Consider the following 24,658-nt stretch of genomic DNA (forward strand, 5'->3'; position numbering starts at 1 on the left):
AGGCCTGTAATAATTAAAAAACACTATGTATGTTGGCAACATTTATAGCAGAATCACTAACTTTACTTTGCAAGACAGCAAAAACAACTTTACTTTTACCCTTTGTTTAAAGATATACTATATTAGAGTTTACCTGTATGGCAACTACCGCTGATATTAAAAACGGAGTGTGTATTGAGTTTAACCATGACCTTTATGTGGTGACTGACTTTCAGCACGTGAAGCCAGGAAAAGGTCCTGCGTTTGTAAGAACCAAGCTTAAGAGCATTAGAACCGGCAAAGTGCTTGATAACACGTTCTCAGCCGGCCATAAAATCACGACCGCCCGTGTAGAGCAGCGGCCGCACCAGTTCATTTTCAAGGATGACATGGGGTATAACTTCATGGACATGAACACTTTTGAGCAGGTGACGCTGCAGGCGGACATGGTGCCTTTTGCCGATTTGATGAAAGAAGGTCAGGAAGTAACCATCCTGTACCATGCCGAAACAGAGATGCCCTTAACGTGTGAGATCCCCCCTTTTGTGGAACTGACCATCACGTATACCGAGCCGGGCCTGAAAGGCGATACGGCCACCAATGCATCTAAACCAGCCATCGTAGAAACAGGAGCCACGATCCAGGTGCCTTTGTTTATTGGCCAGGATGAAAAAATCAAAGTAGATACTCGTACCTATTCATACGCAGAGAGAGTTAAATAAAAACATGAAAGCTAAAGAAATCCAGGACCTAATCGACTTCATCGCCAAATCTGGCCTGAACAAAGTAAACATCGAAACGGAGGAGTTTAAGATTGCCGTACAGCGTGAGCCAAACCAGAAGGTGAAGTATGTGAACGAACCGTCGCATGCCGCCCCTGCCCCTCAGGCACCTGCTGCTGCGCCACAACCAGCACCTGCCCCGGCAGCACAGGCCCCGGCTCCGGCTGCTGCACCTGCAAACGAGGAGAGCAAGTATGTGGCTATCAAAGCCCCTATGATCGGAACCTTCTACCGTGCCTCTAGCCCGGAGTCCCCTATCTTTGTCAATGTTGGAGATGAGGTGAAAAAAGGCCAGGTAATCTGCATCATTGAAGCCATGAAGCTGTTCAACGAAATCGAGTCTGAGGTATCAGGCAAGATTGTGAAGGTATTGGTGGACAATGCCAACCCAGTTGAGTACGATCAGCCATTGTTCCTGGTAGATCCTTCTTAATTAGAAATATAATTCAGAATTGACAGTAGCAGGGGCTGTAACGCAACGCGGCTGCTCCCACTGGCTATTTCTAATTGTGCATTTCTAATTTATAATTTACAAAGCATGTTTAAAAAGATACTTATCGCCAACCGTGGCGAGATTGCCCTGCGCATCATCCGGACATGTAAGGAGATGGGCATCAAAACAGTAGCTGTATACTCTACTGCCGACAAGGAGAGCCTGCACGTGCGCTTTGCCGATGAGGCTGTTTGCATTGGCCCGCCGTCCAGCACACTGTCTTACCTCAACATCCCGAACATTATAGCTGCCGCCGAAATCACGAACGCAGACGCTATCCATCCGGGGTATGGCTTTTTATCTGAGAACGCAGAGTTTTCGCGTATTTGCGCCGAGAACCACATTAAATTCATCGGTGCTTCTCCTGACATGATCAACTCGATGGGTGACAAAGCTTCGGCCAAGGCAACCATGAAAAAGGCAGGTGTACCGACTATCCCCGGATCTGAAGGATTGCTAAAATCCATGGAAGAAGGTGTGAAGCTGGCAAACGAGATCAAGTACCCGGTTATCCTGAAAGCCACGGCTGGCGGTGGTGGTCGCGGTATGCGCATTGCCCGCAACGATGCCGAGTTTGAGAAAGGCTGGAAAGATGCCCGCACGGAGGCGAAAGCGGCTTTTGGCAACGATGGCATTTACCTGGAGAAGTTCGTGGAAGAGCCACGCCATATCGAGATACAGCTGATCGGTGACCAGCACGGCAACGTGGCCCACCTCTCGGAGCGTGACTGCTCTATTCAGCGCCGTCACCAGAAACTGGTGGAGGAAACGCCTTCCCCATTCATCACCGACGAGCTGCGTGAGCAGATGGGACAGGCTGCTGTGGCCGGTGCCAAAGCCATCAACTACGAAGGCGTGGGTACGATCGAGTTCCTGGTGGACAAGAACCGTGACTTTTACTTCATGGAGATGAACACGCGTATCCAGGTGGAGCACCCGATCACGGAAGAGGTGATTGACTATGACCTGATCAAGGAGCAGATAAAGGTGGCTTTTGGCGAGAAGATCTCCGGGAAAAACCATTATCCGAAAATGCACGCGATCGAGTGCCGTATCAACGCCGAGGATCCGAAGAACAACTTCCGCCCTTCGCCAGGCAAGATCACGACCTTGCATTTGCCAGGTGGCCACGGTGTGCGCGTAGACTCGCATGTATACTCTGGCTATGTGATTCCGCCCAACTATGACTCGATGATCGCAAAGCTGATCGTGAGCGCCCAGACCCGCGAAGAAGCGCTGGTGAAGATGAAGCGTGCCCTGAGTGAGTTTGTGATTGAGGGAGTGCACACGACAGTTCCTTTTCACCTGAAGCTGATGGATGACCCTGGCTTCAAGGAAGGTAATTTCACAACTTCATACCTCGATAATTTCGATTTCAAGGCTTTATAGAAAGCATTGCACATACCATTCAAAGCCCCGGCCTGATAAAGCCGGGGCTTTTTTTATCCACTGAAGCGTATCCCCTATAGTTTCAACCCATTAAAACCAGGGTAAACTTGTCAGGTAGATCGGAAAAGAAAGAAACCATTTGCAAGGGTGCAGACACAAAAAAGCCTGACACGAGCATGTCAGGCTTTTGGTATGCAGGTAAACCCTTAAACTAAGCGTTGGTTTCTTCTTCCATTATTTTCTCTAATTCGCTATACCATCCTTCGCCATACTTGCGTATAAGCGGCGCTTTCAGGAATTGGTAAACACGCACACCCAGGTCCTGCCCGAAGTTACAGGCAGCACTGCAGATGCCCCAGCGGTCATAGTTCAAAGCTTCGAAGTCATCGTATTTTGTCACACGGATGGGGTATAGATGGCAAGAGATGGGCTTGTGCCAACCAATCTTTCCATCTAAATAAGCCTGTTCGATGGCGCACTTAAGCGTTTTATCCGCATCGTAGATGGCATAGGCGCACTCGCGGTTGTTAATGGTTGGCGTAGAATAGTCGCCTTCCCAATCTTTGATGTAAAGCCCCTGCTCCTCTACTGCGTGCTGGCCTGCACCTGTCATGTAGGGCTTTATCTGCTCATAGCTTTGCTCCAGTATGGCCAACTCTTCCTCCTCGAGTGGTGCTCCTAAGTCTCCTTCCACACAGCAGGCACCTTTGCACTTCTCAAGGTTACATACAAAAAACTGGTCACGTACGTCATCACTGATGACTGTATTCTGAAGTACTATCATGCTGCTAAAAGGAACAAAAAGCGTGATGGCTGCAGGCAAACCTGGCTGCAGCCGCAATAGATTTAATGAATGACAAAGGTAAGGAGAAAATAGTTTAAAGCCGGACCTCTCACTATAAGCCTATGCATAAAGGCACAGGCTTACTTAGCCGGGCTATTGGCCCTTGGGTGGGCGTGAACCGGACGCCAGCAGGATATTCTGCACGTTATGGTGTTTGGTATAATCGATGGCAGCCTTTTCGGCGTTGTCCTCCAGCTTTGGGTTAGCACCGGCTTGCAGCAGCGCTACAATAACTTCGTAATTCGCGCCCATTTCACAGGCGAGCATCAGCGGGGTTTTGCCAACTTTATTCTTGATGTTGGGGTTAGCGCCTGCCTTCAGCAGCTTCTCCAGTTCCATGATGCCGATGTGCTGCCCTATGGTAGCTGTGAGGGCTTGCGCCAGTACCGTGTTACCTTCCGCATCCTGTATATTCAAATCGGCTGCGTTATTAATTAGCGTGTCCAGCAAATTCACCTGCTCCATCTCAAACAGCTCCGATTTGATTCTGGAGGAGCTGACTACGTAGTGTAAGGCCGTTTTGCCGTCTTCGTCCTGTGCATTCACATCCGCCCCGTTTTTAAGGAGTTGGGCCACCGTCTTGAACCGCACATAGGGTTCATAGGTTGTGCCATAGTCTTCCAACAGCATGGGCACATAGACCGTGTGCATCAGAGGAGTGCGCCCATGCAGGTTGGCACGGTACTCTTTGGGTACAGCACGAGTGTTCACATCTCCCCCGGCGGCAATGGCACGCTGCAGCATGGCAGGATCGCGGTTGATGGCGGCGATAACCACTTTCTGGTCAGGCGTTTGGTTGATATAGATTAACTGCTCGTAAGCATTAATGCTGCCCTTGGCAACGGCCTTGCGGTATAGTTTGCGGGCCTCTTCTACTTTCACTTCGCCCAGGGTACCTTCTTCGTGCAGCAACGCCAGGGTATAGGTTGCCTCGCGGTCTCCGGCCTCCACGCCTTTTCTTAGCCAATAAGCGGCTTTATCAAGGTCTTTGCCTACGCCCTCCCCGTTCAGGTATAAATTGGCCAGCGCGGTATAAGAAGGCACGTCTTTAGCCGCTGCTGCCCGGCTCAGGTAATTAAAGGCCAGTCCCTTGTCCATCAGCTCACCGAAGCCGTTGTAGTACATCCCGCCCAAAATACGATTGCTGAAGGCATCACCATCCACGGCTTTATCCCGTATTTCCATGGCTGCCGTGCGCATGTGCTGGGTGAAAACACGCACATCCTCTTCAGAATGCAGGACCATCATCTCCGCCTGGCCCAGGTGCCCGAGCAGGCTTCCTTCATCCAGCGCTTTTTGATAATAATAGCTTGCCGAATCCTCGTCTGCACTGAAAAAGCGCTCTACATCCCTTACTTGCTGAATGGTATCTATCCGAACCGAATCATACTTCAATTCCCGGAACTGGTGCATGCGCCCAATGAAATAATAACCATCTTTATCGCCCTGCGCGATAGCCTCCCTGAATTTGGCATAGGCCTCCTTAAAACGCACGGCTTTGTAATACGCCATGGCCTCGTCCATGGCCGGGGTGCGCCATATGCGCTTTGTTACTACCGCAGGGGCAGGGGTTGTGGCTGCCTGCTTCACGGCTGCCGTAATGCCTGTTGGCTTTGTGGCGGCTGGTTTGGCTTTGGGTGCAGCCGGGGCAGGCTTTGTTGTTCCCTGCGCATACACCAAATGGCTGGCACTGCCCAAGAGCAACATGAGTAGTAATCGTTTCATATAAATTTTGTAACCGAATAAGGTGATCGCAGTCTTGTATCGCTCAGAAATTCCACAAAGAAACCAACTCTGCCGTTTTAAATCAAAATCCTGCCACACCTGAAGTCCGCTCATGGATTCAAGGTGCAAGATACAAGCTAATTTCTAAACGCTTTCGTTGCTGTTCCTGTTCATTGGGCAAGACTTATCCAAACATTTAGCTGCATGCGCCGTGCCAAAATGGTGCATCCGTTCTGAAAAAGGATTAGTATTCGTAAATTGCATTCACTTTAAGTAGCACGCGGAAGAGAAGAAATGGATTATATAAGCTTATTGAACGAGTCGCAGCGCAATGCGGTACTGCACAAAGAAGGCCCGGCCATGATTATTGCAGGTGCCGGCTCCGGCAAAACAAGGGTACTGACCTTTAGGATCGCCCAACTTATCAGTCAGGGTGTCGATCCGTTCAACATACTGGCCCTGACCTTTACCAACAAGGCGGCCAAGGAGATGCGCCACCGAATTGAGAAGGTGATTGGCAACGAGGCCAAGAACATATGGATGGGTACGTTCCACTCGGTTTTCTCCCGTATCCTGCGCGCGGAAGCCGAGAAGATCGGTTACCCGAAGAGCTTCACCATTTACGACACGGACGACTCCAAAACACTTATCCGGAACATCGTGAAGGAGATGAACCTGGACGACAAGCTGTACAAGCCCAACGTAGTGCTCGGACGTATCTCTTCGGCCAAGAATAAACTGATTTCGGTAAAGCAGTACCTCAACGACCCGACCATACAGGCAGACGATGAGGCAGCCTTGCGCCCGAAAATCGGGAAGATATACGAGATGTACCAGAGCCGCTGCTTCCGGGCCGGGGCCATGGACTTCGATGACCTGCTGTTCCAGACCAACGTGCTATTCAAAGACCATCCGGATGCGCTGAACAAGTACCAGAACATTTTTAAATATGTGATGGTGGATGAGTACCAGGATACCAACTACTCGCAGTACCTGATCACGCGGAAACTAGCAGCCCAGAACCGCAACATCGTAGTGGTGGGCGATGATGCACAGTCGATTTACGCATTCCGTGGGGCTGATATCCAGAACATCCTCAATTTTGAGCGTGACTACCCGGAGCTTGAGGTATTCAAGCTGGAACAAAACTACCGCTCCACCAAAAACATCGTGAACGCGGCTAACTCGGTAATCAAAAACAACCAGGCACAGCTCCGCAAGGATGTGTTCACGGACAACGAGCAGGGCCCGCTCATTGAGGTCATCAAGGCGAACTCCGACAACGAGGAAGGTAAACTTGTGGCGACCTCTATCTTTGAGGAGAAGATGAGCAACCACCTCTCCTATGACGACTTCGCGATCCTATACCGCACCAATGCGCAGTCGAGGGCGATGGAAGAAGCCCTGCGGCGCATGAACATCAAGTACAAGATCATCGGCGGACTCTCCTTCTACCAGCGCAAGGAAATAAAGGACCTGATTGCCTACCTGCGCCTGACGGTGAACCCGAACGATGAACAGGCGCTGCGCCGTGTGATCAATTACCCAAAACGCGGCATCGGCGAAACCACCGAGCAAAAGATCTTCGTGATTGCCAATGACACCAACCACGCAGTGTGGGAAGTGGTGATGAACGGCAGCGAGTTTCTGGGTAACCGGGTAGGTATGGCCATCGAGAACTTCTCGATGATGATCCGTGACTTTGCCCGCATCTCCGAGCACAGTGATGCGTATGAAACCGCCAAGCATATTGCCAAGCATTCCGGCATCGTGGACGATTTATACCAGGACAAAACGGTAGAGGGATTGGCCAGGTATGAGAACATCCAGGAATTGCTAAACGGTATAAAAGAGTACGTGGACAACCCGGAGAAAGAGGATAAGAGCCTTTCGGCTTTCCTGCAGGACATCGCCCTGATCACGGACGCAGATACCAAAGCCGACGACGACGGCGAGTTTGTGACGCTCATGACCATTCACTCCGCCAAAGGGCTGGAGTTCAAAAACGTGTTTATCGTGGGGATGGAAGAAAACCTCTTCCCGAGCCAGATGATGCTCAACTCCCGCGCTGATCTGGAGGAAGAACGCCGCTTGTTCTATGTGGCCATTACCCGTGCCGAAAAGAAGCTGTACCTGACGTACGCCACCAGCCGTTATCAATGGGGTAACCTGCGGGCCTGCGAGAAAAGCCGCTTCCTGGATGAGATTGACCCCAAGTACGTTAACTTTAAGTACGGCGACACGGCAGTTGCCAGCAACAACGTGTTTGACAGGGTACTGCAGCGCAAAAGCAGCCTTGTGGCGGCCCCGGTCCGTAAGCAGGTGGCCACCAATTATACTCCTCCGGCCGACTTCCAGGCCAGCGATACCTCTAACCTGCAGGCAGGGATGAAAGTAGAGCACCCGAAATTCGGGTTTGGAGTGGTCGCTAAAATCGACACGCAGGGCAACAGCACCAAAGCCATCATCAACTTCGATGAGGTTGGCGAAAAGACGCTGCTGCTAAGCTTTGCCAAGCTAAAGGTACACGCCTAGCGATTAGTAGTTTGCCGCCGGCATCAGACCCTCCGGGGCTTGTTGCACGTCTGGTTCGCCCAGGCCCTCTTTGGCCCTAGCTTTAGACTCCCGAACGCTTAGCGTGTCTACCACCACCTCGTAGAGTTTATCCATTTCGTCGAGGTGGCGGAGGTAATAGCGGTAGGTTTTCTTAAAGTCCTGCTCTTTTACCTGGTAGCCTTTGAGGATGTTGGCATGGCGCTCCGCGAATACCACCAAGGCAGTGTCGGGGTAGGGCACATTCCGCTCGATGATGGCCTCTGCGGTATGGATGTCTGCCAGAATGCGCACCATCTTCGCCTTCGGTACCATGGAGTCGGGCTTTTCTTCCGGTTGCTTTGCACAGCTCAGCAGGCAAAGGCAAAAAAGTATATAGAAATGTCTTATCACGGGTGTAAATTACGTGATATAGTTATAAATTGAAAATTACACCGCACGGCTGCCGCCCATGAAAGAGCTCGTAAAAAAGCTACGCAAGTACGAAATCCGGATTCGCAAGGCCATCACCACCCAAATGCAGGGCGACTTCCACTCTGTTTTTAAGGGTACCGGGCTCGAGTTTGACGATGTGCGGGCCTACCAGTATGGCGATGATGTGCGGTCCATTGACTGGAACGTGTCGGCGAAAGGGCACGGCACCTTCGTGAAGACCTACCGCGAGGAAAAAGAGCAGTCGGTGTTTCTGATGCTGGATGTCAGCGCCTCGCAGGCCATCGGCACGGGTAGCCAAAAGAAAATTGATGTGGCCAAGGAGATCTGCGGCGTGCTGGCCCTCTCGGCGGCCCGGCAGCAAAGCCAGATCGGCATCATCTGCATCAGCGACCAGAAGGAAAAATACATCAAACCGGCCAAGGGCATACAGCAGGCTTACAGCATCATCAAAGCGCTGACGGAGTTGCAGCCCAAGTCAGCCAAAACAAACCTGTCAGCTGGTATAAGGTTAACGCTGGACATCATCAAGCGCCGCAGCATTATCCTGCTCCTTTCTGATTTTATCGACAACAACTACGAGAAAGAACTGGCGATGCTGGCAAAGCGCCATGACCTGATTGTGCTGCACCTGGTGGACGTGCGGGAGCACCATTTGCCTCCCATGGGCATTGTGCCGGTGCTGGACAAGGAATCCGGCCGCACCCTATGGCTTAATACTTCCGGAGATGATTTTCAGAAACAGTACCTCGAGCGCTATACCCAAAACCAGGATAACCTGATGCGCCTTTGCCAGAAATACCAGGCCAATTACCTGACCATCGAAACAAACGAGGACTATGTGCCCCAACTGGTCAACCTATTCAGGCTCCGCAACAAGTCTTTCAAGAAACGTGCTTAGATCTGCCTTCATCATTTTGCTAATGCTGCTGCAGTGGCAGGCATCGGGGCAGGTGCCGAAACCTGTCGGCAGCTTCAGCCAGGATACCGTGCTGTTAGGCGACCTGCTCCGGTACACCCTGGTGCATCGGCACCCGGCCTCACAGGAAGTGATTTTGCCTTCTGAGAAATATAACTTCGCCCCTTTCGAATTGGTGACCAAGGAGTTTTACCCGACCTATACCCTGGCAGGCATCAGCACCGACAGTGCCGTTTATACCCTGCGCACCTTCGAGACGACTGCGTTTCAGCCTTTGTCGCTGCCCGTTTACGTGCTGGGCCCGACAGATACACAGATGGTATACGCACCGACTGACACGGTGGTCCTGAAGCAGTTGGTAAGCCTGGTGCAGGAGCCGCTGCAGGTGAAGGCAGATACAGCGCTGGCTTCGGTGGAGCGACGCTTTAACTGGCCCTCGCTTATCCTGTGGCTGGTTGCCTCCGCCACGTTCATCAGCTTGGTATGGTTGATTTTCGGGCAGGCCATAAAACGCAAATACAAGCTTTACCGCCTCCGGCAAGACCACGTGTACTTTGCCTCTCGCTACAACTCCCACGAAGACCGCTTTAAAAAATCCGGGGCAGCCCAGAGCTTGGAGAAAGGCGTATCGCTTTGGAAGAACTACTTAACCAAGCTAGAGCGAAGCGCGATCAACTCCTTCACTACGAAGGAGATTGTGGAATTTTACGAAAACGACGAAGAGGTGAATACCGCCCTGCGCATCTGCGACAAAACCATATATGGCAACCTGCAATCAGAGTATGAGGGGGAAACCAACCTTGCGCTCGGAATGCTGCGCCGCTTTGCGAAAACTCGTTACAAAACTCACCGAGAAATAATCAGGAATGCAAGGAATAAGCGATAACTTCTGGGAGTGGCTTAGCCTGGAGTGGTTCACGCTCGGCACGTTCCGCTCCTTCGACTGGGTGTACCCGCTGGTGTTATACGGGTTGCTGGCTGTCCCCTTGCTGTTCCTGCTCAAATGGCTTTTCACGCTCAATTCCAGAAATAAACTGGACCTGGCGCTGTTTGAAAGCAAGGTACGTTGGCAGTGGACCAGCCTGCTACGGTATATACCACAAGTAGTGTTTATGCTGTTTATCATGCTGGTGCTGGTCGCCTTGGCCCGGCCGCAGCGCGTGAACGAGCAGGTAGAGCAAACCGCTGAGGGAATTGACATTGTGTTAGCGCTGGATGTATCAGGATCCATGGAATTGCAGGACATCGCCCCTGACAGGCTAACCGCCGCCAAAGAGGTAGCCATGGACTTTATAAAAGGGCGGGTACAGGACCGCATCGGTATGGTGGTTTTTGCCGGCGACGCCTATTCACTCTCCCCCCTGACCACAGACTACCAACTGCTGCGCGAGAACATCAGCTCCATCGGTTTTAAAATGATTCCTAACGACGGCACGGCCATTGGCAGCGCCCTGGCCGTGGCCATTAACCGCATGCGAGACTCTGAGGCGAAAAGCAAAGTGATCATCCTCATCAGTGACGGAGAGAACACGGCCGGTAGTCTCGACCCGGAACTGGCGGCCCAACTGGCCTTTGCCTATGGTATAAAACTTTATACCATTGGTATCGGTAAAGATGGACAGGTGCCTTACACAGACGAGGAAACTGGCAAAACGATGTTGGTAGAGACACAGCTGGATGAGTCTACGTTGCGCAAGATTGCCACGCTGGGAGAAGGCAGCTTCTTCCGGGCGGCCAGCAAAGATGCGCTTCAAGAGATTTTCAGGAATATAAACAAACTGGAGAAAACGGAGGTAACCGAAAAGCGCTTCCGCGACACCCAGGATTATTACCAGGTATACTTGAAGTGGGCTCTCCTGATGCTGGTGCTCTGGATGCTGCTTAAAAACACCTTTTTAACCAACGTGCTGGAAGATTAAGCTGCCCGCGACCAGCTTACGGATTCGGCTCAAGCAGTACCACCATCAGGTATGGGCTTTAAACAAGTGCTGTTATATTCATAACTATATCATTAACCCTACGATCAAACAACATGTCTATCGCTGAAAATATACTTTACTTTGATGCTCAACTCCGGACCACGCCTTGCCGCCTGGTAGTGGTTTCTAAGACCCACTCTGTGGAGAAAATAAAAGAAGCCTATGATGCCGGGCATCGCCTGTTCGGCGAAAACAGAGTGCAGGAACTGATCGAGAAACGTGATTTGCTGCCGCATGACATTGCCTGGCACCTGATCGGCCATCTGCAGACAAACAAAGTAAAATACATTGCGGAGTTCATCGACACGATCGAGTCTGTGGACAGCCTGAAACTGCTAGTGGAAATCAACAAAAGGGCGGAGATGTTTGGGCGCACCACTCCCATAAACTGTATGCTGCAGCTCTCCATCGCGGATGAGGAGACCAAATACGGGATGACGTATGACGAGGCGGTGGCCCTGTTGCAAACCGATGAATACCGCCAACTGAAATATATCAGGCTGACCGGCGTGATGGGCATTGCCACCAACACAGAAGACCAAAACAAGCTGCGACAGGAGTTCATTTATCTCCGCGAATGCTTCCAGAACCTGAAGGAAACCTTCTTTTTCGCCAACGACGACTTCAGGGAAATATCTATGGGCATGACTTCTGACTGGAAACTGGCCGTGGAAGAGGGCAGTACCATGATTCGGGTTGGCAGCGGCGTATTTGGCAGCCGCAACTATAATTGATCATAAATGTGTATTAGTTCTGATGTATAGATGATTCGAAGCGCTTTGCTTACGGCAGGTGTAGCTCTGCTCCTGCTTACTCTAACCTCCTGTTCTCAGCATATGCAAACGGAGTCTGCCAGCTTACCGGCATTCGATACGGAAGGGCACCGCGGGGCACGCGGCCTGCGCCCAGAAAACACCTTAGCAGCCATGGTGACAGCTTTGGAGCTGGGCGTCACGACGCTGGAGATGGATGTGCACATCAGCCAGGATGGCCAGGTGCTGCTTTCGCATGATCCGTACTTCAACCCCGACCACGAACTGCTCCCCGATGGTGCTGAGATACCGGAGGCAGACGCTGGTAAATTCGTGCTGTACCAAATGCCATACAGCCAGATCAGGGGGTTTGATGTAGGCTCTAAACCCCATCGCCGCTTTCCGGAACAGGTATTGGCCCCCGCTTACAAACCCCTCCTGGCTGAAGTGTTCGATACTGTTCAAACCTATTTGCAGGCGCACCAATTGCCGCAGGTGTTTTACAACATCGAAACAAAATCAAAGCCTGCAAGCGATAACAAATACCACCCGGAGCCGCAGGAGTTTGTCGAAAAATTAGTTGCCGTTATCAAGCAAAAGGACCTGCTACCCTGGGTAATAATTCAGTCGTTTGATGTGCGTACGCTCCAGGTGCTGCACCGAAAATATCCAGATGTTAAAACAGCGCTGCTGGTTGAGAATAAGGCTACCTTAAAAGAGAACCTCTCCACTTTAGGCTTCACCCCAACCATCTATAGTCCTGCCCATGGGCTTGTAACCCCGGAATTAGTGCAGCAAGCGCATCAAAAGCAAATAAAAGTAATTCCCTGGACGGTAAACGATTTGGAGCAGATGCAGCAGTTAAAACACATGGGAGTAGATGGAATAATTTCAGATTATCCGAATCTGTTTCAAAAATTATGATTTAAAATATATACTTTTGATCTTCATAGGCCATTAAGGCTAATATGCTGTGCGCACCACGACCCTGCTACCCAACTGAAGCCATAACCTTGGCGAAAACAAGCTGATTGACCTCTTGAGACTTTAACTAAAATTAAAAATACCTAACCATTTATGATGCAACCTGCCGCCACGCCTGACAAAGTTTATGAAGCGTTTGTGAAGCGAATTGTCGAAACAGATGCCGTGTGGGGACTAACCAAAGACGAGACCTGGGCAACTTCTAACTCCGCAGAAGACGCGGAAAATGAAGTTATTCTGTTCTGGTCGACACAGGAAGGCGCTGCCGCCTGTTCTGAAGATGAATGGGAAAACTATGTAACTGAAAAAATATCACTCGTTGAGTTTCTGGAAAACTGGTGTGTGGGTATGTATGGCGATGGCCTTTTACTCGGGGCCGACTGGGGCGCTGACCTGAGCGGGAAAGAGGCTGAGCCTTTAGCCGTTGCCTACGATGTGATTAAAGAATTGAAAGCAAACAATAAGAAGCTTGACTTCGAGCAGTATGAGAGCCAGGACGAGTTTGAGGAACAGGTTGTCGAGGCGCTCGACCAGGAGTAATTCTTCGGGCGAAGCATTTCTGAATGCCGGGTGCTGTAGCCCTTATACCTGCTGCACTACAATCAACAGACCTTCACATCACATACCCTATTAGCGTGACACAAAAAACGATATTATTGATCGCCACAGCCTTTGGGGCGTTAACGGTAGCCATCGGGGCTTTCGGGGCGCATGCCTTGGGACCGATGCTTCGAGAAACCAACCGAGTAGACACCTTTGAGACTGCTGTTCGCTACCAGATGTACCACACGCTGGCGTTGCTGGCCATTGGCCTGCTTTTGTTCCGGGTAGAGCAACCGGCCCTGCAGGTAGCGGCCTGGTGCTTCTTTCTGGGCATCCTAGTCTTTTCAGGCTCTCTTTATACCCTCTGCTTAACAGGCATCACTTGGTTAGGCGCGATAACGCCTATTGGCGGCACAGCGCTGATTGTGGGTTGGGGTGCCCTGTTCTATGCCGTACTGAAAGCATTTTAGTGAACGAACGTTCCAAACCCATCTGGATTTGTAGCATCATTCCTCCCAAAACAGAAAGAGCCACTCTTATCGGAGCGGCTCTTTTTGTTGGTAGCTGCAGTTGCAGCGATACTTATTGTTTTACTGCACTGGCAGTAGACTTGTCTTGGATATTGGTCACGATATACACATACTTGGCGCCATCGGCCGCATTAGAGTGCACAGTGATTGCTTTTTTCTGCTGGCCCATTTTACCGGCACTGTTAAACTTGGCCGTAACAAAACCAGTCTTACCTGGCATCACAGGCTCTTTGGTCCAGTTTGGCGTGGTGCAACCGCAGGTTACATCTACGCGCTCAATAACCAGCGGCTGTGTGCCCGTGTTCGTGAACTTAAAGGTATGCTCTACCACATCTCCCTGCTTAATGTCGCCGAAGTTGTGCTCAGTCGCCTCAAACGTAAGCCCTGGGCCGTTAGTAGCCTGCACTTGTGGAGCAGTAGCCTTAGCTTTAGGTTGCTCCTGAGCCATGGTGCCTCCAGCTACTAGCGCTGCAAAAGCAAAAGAAAGAAGTACTTTTTTCATCTCTGTCTTGATAAAAGGTTAAGGTTATTGCAATAGCTTATACTGAATTTTACATATAACGATGCAAAATAAGATTTTCTTTTGTTACGTAACTAATAATTGCTGATTAAAGTTCAGGAGGTACAACTCCTCCGAAGAGCGGGTGAGCGCTGTGTACAGCCAGCGGGCAAATTCCTCGTTGATCATATCGTCTTTCAAAAACCCCTGATCCACGAACACCGCTTTCCACTGCCCGCCCTGCGCCTTGTGGCAAGTCAGGGCATAGGCAAACTTGACCTGCAGCGCGTTCAGGTATGGGTTTTTCTTCAGTTCTTTGTTACGCTCCCGCTTGGTTTTGATATCCATGTAATCTTCCAGCACGGCTTCATACAGCTTGCGGTTCTGGTCGGTAGGCAACGCAGGCGTATCGGTATAGAGGGTGTCAAGCATAATCTTGACTTCCTCTTCCTGCGCATCCGGGTAGTCCACGAATCGGATCCGGACATCGGCAAAGCGGAAGCCATACATGTCCTCGTAGCGGATAATTTTGGTGACCTCCACAAAGTCGCCGTTGGCCATAAAGCCAATGTCCGATTCTTTGGGCAGCCAAAAGTAGTTGTTACGGACAATCATCAGGTAATCCCCTACCCCAAGCTCATCCTCGGCAAAAAAGATGCGCCGCCGCACATGCTGGTTATAGAGGTTTGCCGCCTTGTTCGAGCGACAGATGATAATGGTGTTCTCAACTCCAAACTTATCATAGGCATACCGCAAGCCGTCTTCCAGCTTCTCTCCCGTCATCCGGAAAATGTCGCGCCAACCTTTGGTAAAAAGTTTGATCTCGAGAGGTTCCTGCTTCATCTGATCACGCAGCTTGGTGGCGTTCATCAGTATACCCGAGGCCTCGGCCTGGCGCATCACCTGGCGCAACTCCATTTGCTGCACGTTACACCAGAAGTTCTGCTTCAGGTATTCAGCATCCAGCGAGGGGCTGAGCGTTTGCCCTACCGGGGGCAACTGGGCTGTATCCCCGATCAGCAGCAGCTTGTTGTTCTTCTTATCAAACACATAACTCAGCAGGTCCTCCAGCAATCCCTTGTCCCCGAATCCACTCTCATCTGAGATCATAGAGGACTCATCGACAATGTAAAAGGTATTGTCCGTTTTGTTGGGTTGCCTTGTAAAGGAAAGGCCTTCTGAAAAAGGGTTGGCCGTTTGGCGGTAAATTTTCTTGTGGATGGTTTGCGCTGGCCGGCCACTGTAACTACCCATCACCTTGGCAGCACGCCCGGTGGGTGCCAGCAACACATACTTATACCCAAACGTGTTAAGGATTTTCACCAGCGAGGTTACCACCGTGGTTTTTCCGGTACCGGCATACCCTTTCAGCAGAAAAACCTGCCGCTCTTCCTGCTTCGCCAGTATAAACTCCTCCAGCTTCGTGAAGAGCTGGGCCTGGTCATCGGTAGGTTCGAACGGGAAGTTATGCTTTAAGGCTTCTAGGGGGCGCATGCGGTAAGTTAACAGATAATGGTAATAGCCGGCGTTGGTTGCCGTGGCGACTAAGGTAAAGATACAGCCGCAAAGTGTAAGGCACAAAAAAGCCCTACCATAAGGCAGGGCTTTTTGAGTTTTTTAACTAACGTGTATGTCTAAGAACTAAGCTCTTTTAACGTTCACAGCGTTTAGTCCTTTTCTTCCTTCTTTTAACTCAAAAGTTACTTCGTCATTTTCTCTGATCTCGTCAACAAGACCGCTAACGTGTACGAAATACTCTTGTCCTGAATTTTCATCTTTAATGAAACCAAATCCTTTTGTCTCATTGAAGAACTTTACTACTCCTTTGTTCATGATAATAATTTTGTTTTCCCTAAAAGTACATAAAACAAGATCAAAATGTTCAGCTTTTAGCGTTTATTTCTTCTATTTCCTGAAAATAAATATGAAAGTGCCCTTACAAGCGTTTAAAGCCACTATTGATTCAGCGCCTCTTGGCGGGCCTGCAGGTCGGCTGGCGTAATGGTTGCCATCGTGGCCGAGGCCTTTGCGATCAGCAGTGGTTCCGAGTCGCCCTGTAGCGCATAAACCTCGGCCTCGCAAAAGTTAAGCTTGCGCCCTGGCTTGATCACGTACCCCTTCGCCACCAGCTTCTCGCCAATGCCCGGGTGGAAGTAAGAAACCTTCAGTTCGGCGGTTACCACCTGGTGTTCTTTGGGAACGAGGCTGACGGCAGCAAAGCCCGCCACAATGTCGGCAAGCGTGGCGATCACGCCACCGTGGGTAAAACCTTTATGCTGCAAATGCCTTTTCTCCAGTTTCAATTCGCCTTCTATCCTGCCAACTTCTATCTTTGTTACTTCGAAGCCCATCAGCTTCATAAACTCCTGGCGCTCCAACTTCACCCGAATGTCCTGCTCAAAGTCAGGATTAAATGTTTGTATCATGCAGTAAAAGTACTGCCCGGATCAAAATTCACAAAATATGGCTACAATTAACCCACTTGCCGCTAATTACTCCGAAAAGCTTCGGGTGCGGGTTTGCGGCATCTGCATTCAAGATGATAAGCTCCTGTTAGTGAAGCACGGCCACACCGTTGGCAACGACTCGTTCTGGTCGCCGCCCGGAGGCGGCCTGGAGTATGGCGAGACCATGCAGCAGGGCCTGGCCCGCGAGTTCAAGGAAGAAACCGGCTTAAACGTGCGTGTCAACAGATTCCTCTTCGTGAACGAGTTTTTACGCTCCCCCCTTCACGCCGTGGAGCTGTTCTTTGAGGTAAGCGTGGTAGGCGGAAGCCTTGAGACAGGCCTGGACCCTGAATCGAATGCCGGTGAGCAACTGCTGGAGCAAGTCGATTGGCTCTCTTTGAAGGAACTAAATGCTATCCCCTTACAGGACAAGCACCGCACGCTACAACTGCTTTATTCCCTTGACGACCTGCTAGGTATGAATCATTATTTTCTGGCATAACAGCACGTTGCGGCCATTTGCCATAATTTTTATATACTTGCAATACCTTGCCAGCTGCAAAAAGGCACCTTAAATCTGACAGTTTGAATACCATCAACACCCATTACCGGCTTTCCCATAAAATCCAGGACGAAGCATTTGCGCTTTCGCAGGCTTCTTACTGTAATTTATACCTTTCGCTCAGCCAAAAGGCCATTCGGTTGGCTGTAGTAGACACCGTACGGAATAAGTTTGTGGTGCTTGAGGATTATGAGCTGATCACGGTATTCACACCTTTGCAGATGGCTGAGCAGTTGCGCCTGATTGCCTCAGAGAACCCTTTACTACAGGAAACCCAGTGGAATGCAGTGCGGGCTTCTTTCAGCAACCAGCACTTTACGCTGGTGCCTGAAACCCTTTACGACCCGGCACACCGGGAAGATTACCTGCGCCTGCACAGCGAGTTGAACGAACTGCAGGATGTTGTGCTGGCCCATCGCCATGGCGGCTTAGAGGCGGTGAATATCTTTTCGGTGGATGCGGCTGCTTACGAGGCGCTGCAGGATATTTTCCAACGATCCCAGCCAAAGGTGCTGCACCAGACCAGCGTGCTGATCCGAAGTATTCTGCACCATACCGGCCGTAGTGCTACCAGGCAGATGAATGTTTTCGTGGAGCGCAATTTTGTAACGATACTCATTGTAAGTGAAAACGGGCTGGAGTTCTGCAATGTGTTCCCGTACCAGAGCCCCGAAGACTTTATTTACTTTATCGTGTTTGTGATGCAGGAGCAGAAACTGAACCCGGAGCAGGAAACCATTCTAGCGTGGGGCGACATCACCCACGACTCTTCCCTGTTCCATATCCTGCAGAAGTATATCCGGCAGGTAAAGCTAGGCAGGAAACCAACCGATGTGGAGTATAGCTACAAGTTCCATGATATGTTTGAGCACCGGTATTTTGAGCTATACAGCCTGCATTTAAGCGAATAGCATCAATCCCGAATCGAGATAAAAGGAGTAATCGGGTGTTATTAGAATTCCACCCACGTTCGAAACTCTTGGCCACTTATACCAGACTAAATTTAACTAGTCAGCATCCAGTAATCAGAAATAACTTATGAAGAGAATTGCCCTGTTTCCCGGCTCTTTCGACCCTTTCACGAACGGACACTACGATGTGGTGATGCGGGGTGCCAAACTGTTTGACGAAGTTATCGTGGCGATTGGCAATAACAGCAGCAAACAGCGCTACATACCTATTCAGAAGATGTTTGAGGTGATGACAGCACTTTTCAAGGACGAGCCTAACATCAAGGTGCAGACATTCAAGGGGCTTACGGCAGAGTTCGCGCGCGAGGTGGGCGCCCAGTTCCTGCTGCGCGGGCTCCGGAACACCACCGACTTTGAGTATGAAAACACCATCGCGCAGGCGAACCGCCACGTGAACAATGACCTGGAAAGCGTTTTCCTGATCACATCCCCTCAATTGGCGGCCATCAGCTCGTCCATTATCCGGGAAATTCACCGTTTTGGCGGCAACGTGGATCAGTTTATACCTTTCCGGTTTTCAGAGATTGCAGATAGTGTCGGACAATAAAGGCGATGGAGGTATAAGCTTTCGGCAGCACCTCTAGCACGTCCTCCGGTGTCATCCAGCGCACTTCCTCGATAAACTCCTCGGCCTGCGGCTTCATCAGGCTGTCGTCGGTGCAGGTCATTACGTACCAGCTGGTTTTCTTGAGTATTTTCTTGCCCTTGTAGGCATACGAGTGCCAGGTTTTGGGTAGCTTCTTGGCCACTTCCACCTGGATGTTGCACTCCTCCTCCACTTCGCGCAAGGCGCCTTCCTGTACTTTCTCTTTCTTGTTGAGCTTGCCTTTCGGCAGGTCCCATACCCCCAGGCGGTAGATCATCAGGATCTTGTCGTCTTTCAGCACAAGGCCACCGGCTGCACGCACAATCTTAAACTGATCTTTCAGGTGCTCGATGAGTTTTTTCTTTTTATCGGTCACCAGCGTCAGCGAGCGTAGCTTCTTCAGCTTCTTCACCTCCATCAACCGCACGATACGGTCGATCAGGTGGGCATCAGCGTCCTTGATGATCACATCCCCTACCAAATCCTTGGAGGTGAAATGATCGGAAGCCTTCAGCATCAAGTCATACTCATGCTTGTACACCTTTTCTGTCGCCTTCTTAATGATCAAAGGGATATCGTTTATAAAAACATTCATGCGCTTGGGTGCTTCTGATGAAACCGTATTTTACACAAAGCAATAAATAAATCAACTGAAACAAAATCAGCAAGCTGAAAAAGGAAGAATATTTATGTAAATTCGGCCATGGATTCTACAAACACAGCACTACAGGTGGCCTCGTACCTGCTGGAAACAGAGGCGGTTAAACTCAGACCTGAACAGCCGTTTAAATGGAGCAGCGGCTGGAATTCGCCGATATACTGCGATAACCGTGTCACGCTTTCCTTTCCACATATACGCAGCTACATCAAGCAACAGTTAGCAGAATTGATTAAAACTCACTATCCGCAAGCGGATGCTATTGCGGGCGTGGCCACGGCTGGCATTGCGCAGGGAGCCCTGGTGGCCGACCTGCTGGAGATGCCGTTCCTATATGTGCGACCCGAGCCGAAGAAGCACGGCATGGGCAACCAGATTGAGGGAAGGCTGCTGGAGGGCCAGAAAATAGTGCTGGTGGAAGACCTGATCTCGACGGGCGGAAGCTCTCTGAAGGCCGCCGCCGCCGTGCAGGCTGCCGGCGCTGAGGTGATCGGTATGGCCGCTATTTTCACGTACGGCTTTGCCGTGTCAGACGAGAACTTCCGGCAAGCAGGAATCACCCTGCACTGCCTTAGCGACTATAGCGCCCTGACCCAGGCAGCCCTGTCAAACGGTTACATCCCGGCAGACGCGATGGACACCCTGGCGCAGTGGCGCAAGTCTCCTGAAACCTGGGGGGTATAGCTTCGCGACAGCGCAAGGGTTGCAACAGTTCACATCAAAGGGCGGGGCGAAGGCTTCGCCTTCATTTTTCCTGGCAGTGCTGTCTACTCTAAAATGGGCAGCAGCGAAAACGTTTAGGCATAAAATCTCAGAAAAAGCATGCGAAAGATAGGTCTCCTCTCCGACACCCATTCTTATTTAGACGACCAGATACTACGGCTGCTCTCGGACAGGGATGAGATATGGCATGCCGGCGATTTCGGCACAGCAGAAGTGTCCGAGCGCCTCAGCGCTATAGCGCCGTTGCGTGGGGTATATGGCAATATCGACGGGGCCGATGTCCGCCAGCTGTACCCGAAGGTAGAACGCTTCGCTGTGGAGGGCCTGGATGTGCTCATGACGCATATCGGTGGCTACCCCGGCAAATATCACCCCGATGTGCGCGAACTGATCAAAGCAAACCCACCGCAACTTTACATCACCGGCCATTCCCACATCCTCAAAGTGATGCCAGACAAAAAGTTGGGCAACCTGCTGCACATCAATCCAGGGGCTGCAGGCAAGCACGGCTTCCATAAGGTGCGCACTATGGTGCGTTTTGCTATAGAAAACGGCAAGATACAGGACCTGCAGGTGATTGAGCTTGGCAAAAGGGCATAAAAAAAGTGTGCCTGCCGTAGCAAACACACTTTGAAATCTTTTTAGTAAGCCGCCGCCATTTGTGCTGGAATAGCAGCGGCAGGCAGATGGGCTTACATACCCCTAAAAAGAACTACTCAGCAGAAGCTTCTTCTGTTTTGGCAGCGGGCTCCTCGGTGTTTTCCTTCTTGTTCTTAGGTGCTTCACCGAACTGAGCTCTCAGCTCGTCCATGTCAACGTTCTTAATTACAGGCGTTAACAGCAGCTGCTTGATACGCGCTACCTTGTTGTTTGCTCTTGCCTTGTTCTTGCGATCTTTTCTTTTTAATCTAGTAACTCCCATCGTTGCAATATTTAATTTGAACGGCAAAAGTAAGTTTTTAATTTTACAAAGTAAAGTATTTAGAGAATCTAATTGATATGCAAATAACAGACCTGCGTTCTGACACCGTTACCAAACCCACGCCAGCCATGCTGCAAGCCATGTTCGGTGCCGAGGTGGGCGACGACGTGTACGGGGAAGACGCCAGCATCAATGCACTGGAGGTAAAAGCGGCAGCCATGTTCGGGATGGAGGCTGGCCTCTTCTGCCCTTCCGGCACCATGACCAACCAGATCGCCATCAAAGTGCACACGCAGCCGCTCACCGAAGTCATCTGTGATATCACGGCCCACATCTACCAGTATGAGGGAGGCGGCATCCCGTTCAACTCCGGCGCTTCGATGGCCCTGGTATATGGCAACCGGGGCAAGATGACACCCGAGCAGGTAGAAGCCCACATCCGTCCGCTGGACAACGTGCACTTCCCGGAAACTAAGCTGGTGGCCCTGGAGAACACCTGCAACAAAGGTGGGGGCACCTTTTATACCCTGCCCGAGATTGCGGCCATCGCTGAGGTATGCCAGCGCCATGCACTGGCCTTGCACCTGGACGGCGCCCGCGTATTTAACGCCCTTGTGGCCTCCGGCGACAACGCATTGGCGTACGGCAAGTATTTCGATAGTATCTCTGTGTGTCTCTCTAAAGGGCTCGGAGCCCCAGTGGGCTCGGTGTTACTGGGCAGCCATGCCTTTATCAAAAGAGCGAAGCGGGTGCGAAAGGTGCTGGGAGGTGGTATGCGGCAAGCAGGATACCTGGCTGCCGCCTGCACCTATGCCCTCGACCACCATATCAGCCGCCTGCAAGCGGACCACCAGATGGCCAAAGCTCTGGAAGAAGCACTGCTGCAGACAGACTATGTGGAAAGCGTACTGCCCGTGGAAACGAACATCGTCATATTTAAACTAAACCAGCGGTATACCGATAAGGCTTTCGTGGATTTGCTGGCCAGCAACGGAATTCGTGCGTCCAGTTTCGGGCCACAGATGATCCGGTTTGTCACCCACCTGGATGTGACTGAGGAAATGTTACAGCGTACCTTAAAGGTGTTGCAATCCCTGAATCAAGTGACCGCCGCCACGCTATAGTACAAAACACCATAAAATCAGAAAGGGGGAACGCTGCCAGGTCAGCGTTCCCCCTTTCTGATTTTATGGCTCCTCTACAGGATCTCCTAATTTCGTTGTTCTAGAAATTTCTCTGATATCCCCCTACTTTTTAATACCCCCATCAGATGATTTTAATAGTTATTTATTAAACAACCATATCCAAACACTACCATATCCTTACATAGCTTCATATTTATACCCATACCCCCTTTATTTGCTTAGTATTCATGTTTTGGAATGGTTTACATGAATATCGAATATGCTAACAAACTACTCTTTTCGCTAAAAGGGTCCCAACCATACACCCATTTTTTTAAAACTTTTGTAAATTTTTACACATACCCCTATTGTTTTATATGGGGTCAGTGTATACATTAGCATTATAATTAAACATACCCCCTATAAAAACAACCCCTAACTAAAAGATCGTAGAGAATGAAGAAAATTGAAGCCATCATCAGAACATCCAAATTTGAGGAGGTTTATGAAGCCCTTACAGAGATAGGGATCGCCTTTATGAGTACTTACGATGTGAAAGGGTTCGGAATGGAGCACAGCTCATCGCAGGTATACCGGGGCACCACCTACAGCGTCGGGTTTATACCAAGAACCAAAATCGAGTTGATCGCCACCGAAGACCATGTGGATGACGTGGTAGCCACCATTCTTCGCATTGCCAACACCGGAAAGGTAGGCGATGGCAAGATCTTCATCATGGATGTTGAATCCGTCATCCGCATCCGAAATGGCGAGGTAGGCGAATTAGCCCTTTAACCCCTTGGCCCTCCCCCTGTAGTTACAGGCAATTCTCAAGCACTTTTAACCAATTTCAAACATAAATTTTCAACCATGTCACAAGAATTATTTGTCACTAACAACGTCTGGATGATGGTTTCCATCTTCCTGGTATTTGTGATGCACCTTGGGTTCGCCACGCTGGAGTCGGGGCTGGCCCGATCAAAAAACACGGTAAACGTCCTCTTCAAGAACAGTATGATTCCGGCCATAGGCCTGATCACGTATGCGCTCTGGGGTTTTTCCCTGATGTATCCGGGCGGTGCCTTCGAGGGCAGTTTCTTCGGCTTCTCGGGCTGGGGCATCCCACTGCCAGAGGGCGGCGAAACATCGGCCTACAACGAAGGCTATACCTACTGGACTGACTTCCTCTTCCAGGGCATGTTTGCCGCAACAGCTGCCACCATCGTTTCAGGTGCTGTAGCCGAGCGCATCAAACTGTCGTCCTTCATCATTTTCTCTGTCCTGTTTGTGGGCATCTGCTACCCCATCGTAGGCATGTGGAAATGGGGTGGCGGCTTCCTGAACACGCTTTCTGTTCCTTTCTATGATTTTGCAGGTTCTACGATCGTGCACTCTGTGGGCGGCTGGGGAGCGTTGGCGGGTATCATGCTGCTGGGGCCAAGAATCGGCAAGTACGTGGATGGCAAGATCAAGCCTATACCGGGCCACAGTATTCCGCTGGCTACCATTGGGGTGTTTATCCTGTGGTTGGGCTGGTTCGGCTTCAATGGTGGCTCTGTGCTGTCTGCTGATCCGGGAGCGGTATCGCGGGTACTGGTGATGACCAGCCTTGCAGCTGCAGCTGGTGCCATCGGGGGATGCATCTTCTCACTGATTCTCTTTAAAGCAAGCGACATCACGATGGTGCTGAACGGTATTCTGGCCGGCTTGGTAGGCATCACGGCTGGTGCTGACCAGATGGGCGTAACCGACTCCATCATCATCGGTTTTGTGGCAGGTGCGCTAGTCGTGATGGCAGTGGGGTTCTTTGACCGCATCCGCCTGGACGACCCGGTAGGCGCGCTTTCTGTACACCTGGTGTGTGGCATCTGGGGAACGTTGGCCGTGGGTATATTCGGCGGGCTCGCCGGCACAGACCAGTTGATCAGTCAGTTTATCGGTATAGGTGCGATTGGTGTGTTCAGCTTTGCTTTCGCCTTCCTGCTGTGGTATGCCTTAAAGGCAACTATCGGAATCAGGGTGAGCGCCAGAGAAGAAGTGGAAGGACTGGATATCCACGAACACAAGATGCACGCCTACCCAGACTTCAGCGGAACGGGTTACGAAATGAGCCTGGACGAAAAGGAGATGATGATTGCGATGAACACACGCAATGCCAAAGAGGCACAAAAAACCGCGGTGATGAAATAAGCAGTACGAACGAATTCTATTGACATGGAAGGTAAAACAGGTGGTAATGTGATCAGACATTACCACCGTTCT

28 protein-coding genes are annotated in these 24,658 nt (G+C 50.7%); 19 read left to right on the forward strand and 9 right to left on the reverse strand.

Annotated features, from left to right (window positions below):
* The first annotated feature begins 137 nt into the window (after positions 1 to 137).
* From efp to accC, 3 genes are all read left to right on the forward strand, one after another.
* Positions 138 to 701 (forward strand): elongation factor P, encoded by a 564-nt coding sequence (gene efp, locus ACXYMU_RS08750; protein WP_458985994.1) that lies wholly within the window; start codon positions 138 to 140, stop codon positions 699 to 701.
* A gap of 4 nt (positions 702 to 705) precedes the next feature.
* On the forward strand, positions 706 to 1,194 hold the full coding sequence (accB, locus tag ACXYMU_RS08755; RefSeq protein WP_458985995.1) for an acetyl-CoA carboxylase biotin carboxyl carrier protein: 489 nt from the start codon (positions 706 to 708) through the stop codon (positions 1,192 to 1,194).
* 105 nt (positions 1,195 to 1,299) lie between these two features.
* Positions 1,300 to 2,643, forward strand: a complete 1,344-nt coding sequence (accC, locus tag ACXYMU_RS08760; RefSeq protein WP_458985996.1) for an acetyl-CoA carboxylase biotin carboxylase subunit — start codon at positions 1,300 to 1,302, stop codon at positions 2,641 to 2,643.
* Between the two features lie 211 nt (positions 2,644 to 2,854).
* Here accC and ACXYMU_RS08765 read toward each other — a convergent pair whose 3' ends face one another.
* Entirely contained in the window at positions 2,855 to 3,427 is a 573-nt protein-coding gene (locus ACXYMU_RS08765) for a DUF3109 family protein (protein WP_458985997.1), read from the reverse strand.
* A 153-nt stretch (positions 3,428 to 3,580) separates the two neighbouring features.
* Entirely contained in the window at positions 3,581 to 5,212 is a 1,632-nt protein-coding gene (locus tag ACXYMU_RS08770) for an ankyrin repeat domain-containing protein (protein WP_458985998.1), read from the reverse strand.
* A gap of 294 nt (positions 5,213 to 5,506) precedes the next feature.
* On the opposite strand from ACXYMU_RS08770, the gene ACXYMU_RS08775 reads away from it, so the two are divergent.
* Positions 5,507 to 7,747: an ATP-dependent helicase gene (locus ACXYMU_RS08775; protein WP_458985999.1), complete on the forward strand. Its 2,241-nt coding sequence runs from the start codon at positions 5,507 to 5,509 to the stop codon at positions 7,745 to 7,747.
* 3 nt (positions 7,748 to 7,750) lie between these two features.
* Here ACXYMU_RS08775 and ACXYMU_RS08780 read toward each other — a convergent pair whose 3' ends face one another.
* Positions 7,751 to 8,158, reverse strand: a complete 408-nt coding sequence (locus ACXYMU_RS08780; RefSeq protein WP_458986000.1) for a DUF4296 domain-containing protein — start codon at positions 8,156 to 8,158, stop codon at positions 7,751 to 7,753.
* 58 nt (positions 8,159 to 8,216) lie between these two features.
* On the opposite strand from ACXYMU_RS08780, the gene ACXYMU_RS08785 reads away from it, so the two are divergent.
* The 7 genes from ACXYMU_RS08785 (at position 8,217) to ACXYMU_RS08815 (ending at position 13,844) form a co-directional block, all read left to right on the forward strand.
* Positions 8,217 to 9,098: a DUF58 domain-containing protein gene (locus tag ACXYMU_RS08785; protein ID WP_458986001.1), complete on the forward strand. Its 882-nt coding sequence runs from the start codon at positions 8,217 to 8,219 to the stop codon at positions 9,096 to 9,098.
* Entirely contained in the window at positions 9,091 to 10,002 is a 912-nt protein-coding gene (locus ACXYMU_RS08790; protein ID WP_458986002.1) for a hypothetical protein, read from the forward strand. Before ACXYMU_RS08785 ends, ACXYMU_RS08790 begins: the two co-directional genes overlap by 8 nt.
* Positions 9,983 to 11,035, forward strand: coding sequence for a vWA domain-containing protein (locus ACXYMU_RS08795; RefSeq protein WP_458986003.1), 1,053 nt, complete (start codon positions 9,983 to 9,985; stop codon positions 11,033 to 11,035). The genes ACXYMU_RS08790 and ACXYMU_RS08795 overlap by 20 nt, the downstream gene beginning before the upstream one ends.
* 113 nt (positions 11,036 to 11,148) lie before the next feature.
* Positions 11,149 to 11,829 (forward strand): YggS family pyridoxal phosphate-dependent enzyme, encoded by a 681-nt coding sequence (locus ACXYMU_RS08800; RefSeq protein WP_458986004.1) that lies wholly within the window; start codon positions 11,149 to 11,151, stop codon positions 11,827 to 11,829.
* Between the two features lie 102 nt (positions 11,830 to 11,931).
* A complete protein-coding gene (locus tag ACXYMU_RS08805; RefSeq protein ID WP_458986005.1) occupies positions 11,932 to 12,771 on the forward strand; it encodes a glycerophosphodiester phosphodiesterase in 840 nt (279 codons plus the stop codon).
* 153 nt (positions 12,772 to 12,924) lie between these two features.
* Positions 12,925 to 13,371, forward strand: coding sequence for a DUF2750 domain-containing protein (locus tag ACXYMU_RS08810; RefSeq protein ID WP_458986006.1), 447 nt, complete (start codon positions 12,925 to 12,927; stop codon positions 13,369 to 13,371).
* Positions 13,372 to 13,466: 95 nt separating this feature from the next.
* Positions 13,467 to 13,844 carry a DUF423 domain-containing protein gene (locus ACXYMU_RS08815; protein WP_458986007.1) on the forward strand — a complete coding sequence of 126 codons (378 nt, stop codon included), beginning with the start codon at positions 13,467 to 13,469 and terminating at the stop codon, positions 13,842 to 13,844.
* 112 nt (positions 13,845 to 13,956) lie between these two features.
* On the opposite strand, the gene ACXYMU_RS08820 is transcribed toward ACXYMU_RS08815, so the two are convergent.
* The 4 genes from ACXYMU_RS08820 to ACXYMU_RS08835 form a co-directional block, all read right to left on the reverse strand.
* Entirely contained in the window at positions 13,957 to 14,406 is a 450-nt protein-coding gene (locus ACXYMU_RS08820) for a DUF1573 domain-containing protein (protein ID WP_458986008.1), read from the reverse strand.
* Between the two features lie 84 nt (positions 14,407 to 14,490).
* Positions 14,491 to 15,897 carry an ATP-dependent DNA helicase gene (locus ACXYMU_RS08825; protein ID WP_458986009.1) on the reverse strand — a complete coding sequence of 469 codons (1,407 nt, stop codon included), beginning with the start codon at positions 15,895 to 15,897 and terminating at the stop codon, positions 14,491 to 14,493.
* A 147-nt stretch (positions 15,898 to 16,044) separates the two neighbouring features.
* Complete coding sequence (locus ACXYMU_RS08830; protein ID WP_458986010.1) at positions 16,045 to 16,236, reverse strand: cold-shock protein; 192 nt, start codon at positions 16,234 to 16,236, stop codon at positions 16,045 to 16,047.
* Positions 16,237 to 16,358: 122 nt separating this feature from the next.
* Complete coding sequence (locus tag ACXYMU_RS08835) at positions 16,359 to 16,829, reverse strand: PaaI family thioesterase (protein WP_458986011.1); 471 nt, start codon at positions 16,827 to 16,829, stop codon at positions 16,359 to 16,361.
* Positions 16,830 to 16,866: 37 nt separating this feature from the next.
* On the opposite strand from ACXYMU_RS08835, the gene ACXYMU_RS08840 reads away from it, so the two are divergent.
* The 3 genes from ACXYMU_RS08840 to coaD all read left to right on the forward strand — a co-directional run bounded on the left by ACXYMU_RS08840 (position 16,867) and on the right by coaD (position 18,930).
* Positions 16,867 to 17,352, forward strand: a complete 486-nt coding sequence (locus ACXYMU_RS08840; RefSeq protein ID WP_458986012.1) for an NUDIX domain-containing protein — start codon at positions 16,867 to 16,869, stop codon at positions 17,350 to 17,352.
* A gap of 83 nt (positions 17,353 to 17,435) precedes the next feature.
* Positions 17,436 to 18,323 (forward strand): DUF3822 family protein, encoded by an 888-nt coding sequence (locus tag ACXYMU_RS08845; RefSeq protein ID WP_458986013.1) that lies wholly within the window; start codon positions 17,436 to 17,438, stop codon positions 18,321 to 18,323.
* Between the two features lie 127 nt (positions 18,324 to 18,450).
* A complete protein-coding gene (coaD, locus tag ACXYMU_RS08850; RefSeq protein ID WP_458986014.1) occupies positions 18,451 to 18,930 on the forward strand; it encodes a pantetheine-phosphate adenylyltransferase in 480 nt (159 codons plus the stop codon).
* Here the strand turns inward: coaD and ACXYMU_RS08855 are convergent.
* Complete coding sequence (locus ACXYMU_RS08855; protein ID WP_458986015.1) at positions 18,884 to 19,564, reverse strand: NUDIX hydrolase; 681 nt, start codon at positions 19,562 to 19,564, stop codon at positions 18,884 to 18,886. The two genes, coaD and ACXYMU_RS08855, sit on opposite strands and share 47 nt — an antisense overlap.
* Before the next feature lie 108 nt (positions 19,565 to 19,672).
* Between ACXYMU_RS08855 and pyrE the strand changes: the two genes are divergently transcribed.
* Together pyrE and ACXYMU_RS08865 are read left to right on the forward strand one after the other, a co-directional pair.
* Entirely contained in the window at positions 19,673 to 20,311 is a 639-nt protein-coding gene (pyrE, locus tag ACXYMU_RS08860) for an orotate phosphoribosyltransferase (protein WP_458986016.1), read from the forward strand.
* A gap of 138 nt (positions 20,312 to 20,449) precedes the next feature.
* Positions 20,450 to 20,950 carry a metallophosphoesterase family protein gene (locus ACXYMU_RS08865; protein WP_458986017.1) on the forward strand — a complete coding sequence of 167 codons (501 nt, stop codon included), beginning with the start codon at positions 20,450 to 20,452 and terminating at the stop codon, positions 20,948 to 20,950.
* A 112-nt stretch (positions 20,951 to 21,062) separates the two neighbouring features.
* Here the strand turns inward: ACXYMU_RS08865 and ACXYMU_RS08870 are convergent, their stop codons facing one another.
* Positions 21,063 to 21,272: a hypothetical protein gene (locus ACXYMU_RS08870; protein ID WP_458986018.1), complete on the reverse strand. Its 210-nt coding sequence runs from the start codon at positions 21,270 to 21,272 to the stop codon at positions 21,063 to 21,065.
* A 77-nt stretch (positions 21,273 to 21,349) separates the two neighbouring features.
* Between ACXYMU_RS08870 and ACXYMU_RS08875 the strand changes: the two genes are divergently transcribed.
* The 3 genes from ACXYMU_RS08875 (at position 21,350) to ACXYMU_RS08885 (ending at position 24,586) form a co-directional block, all read left to right on the forward strand.
* A complete protein-coding gene (locus ACXYMU_RS08875; RefSeq protein ID WP_458986019.1) occupies positions 21,350 to 22,396 on the forward strand; it encodes a threonine aldolase family protein in 1,047 nt (348 codons plus the stop codon).
* 456 nt (positions 22,397 to 22,852) lie between these two features.
* A complete protein-coding gene (locus tag ACXYMU_RS08880) occupies positions 22,853 to 23,191 on the forward strand; it encodes a P-II family nitrogen regulator (RefSeq protein WP_458986020.1) in 339 nt (112 codons plus the stop codon).
* A gap of 75 nt (positions 23,192 to 23,266) precedes the next feature.
* Entirely contained in the window at positions 23,267 to 24,586 is a 1,320-nt protein-coding gene (locus tag ACXYMU_RS08885; protein ID WP_458986021.1) for an ammonium transporter, read from the forward strand.
* Positions 24,587 to 24,658: the final 72 nt, after the last annotated feature.

The sequence above is a fragment of the Pontibacter sp. CAU 1760 genome (assembly GCF_054482735.1).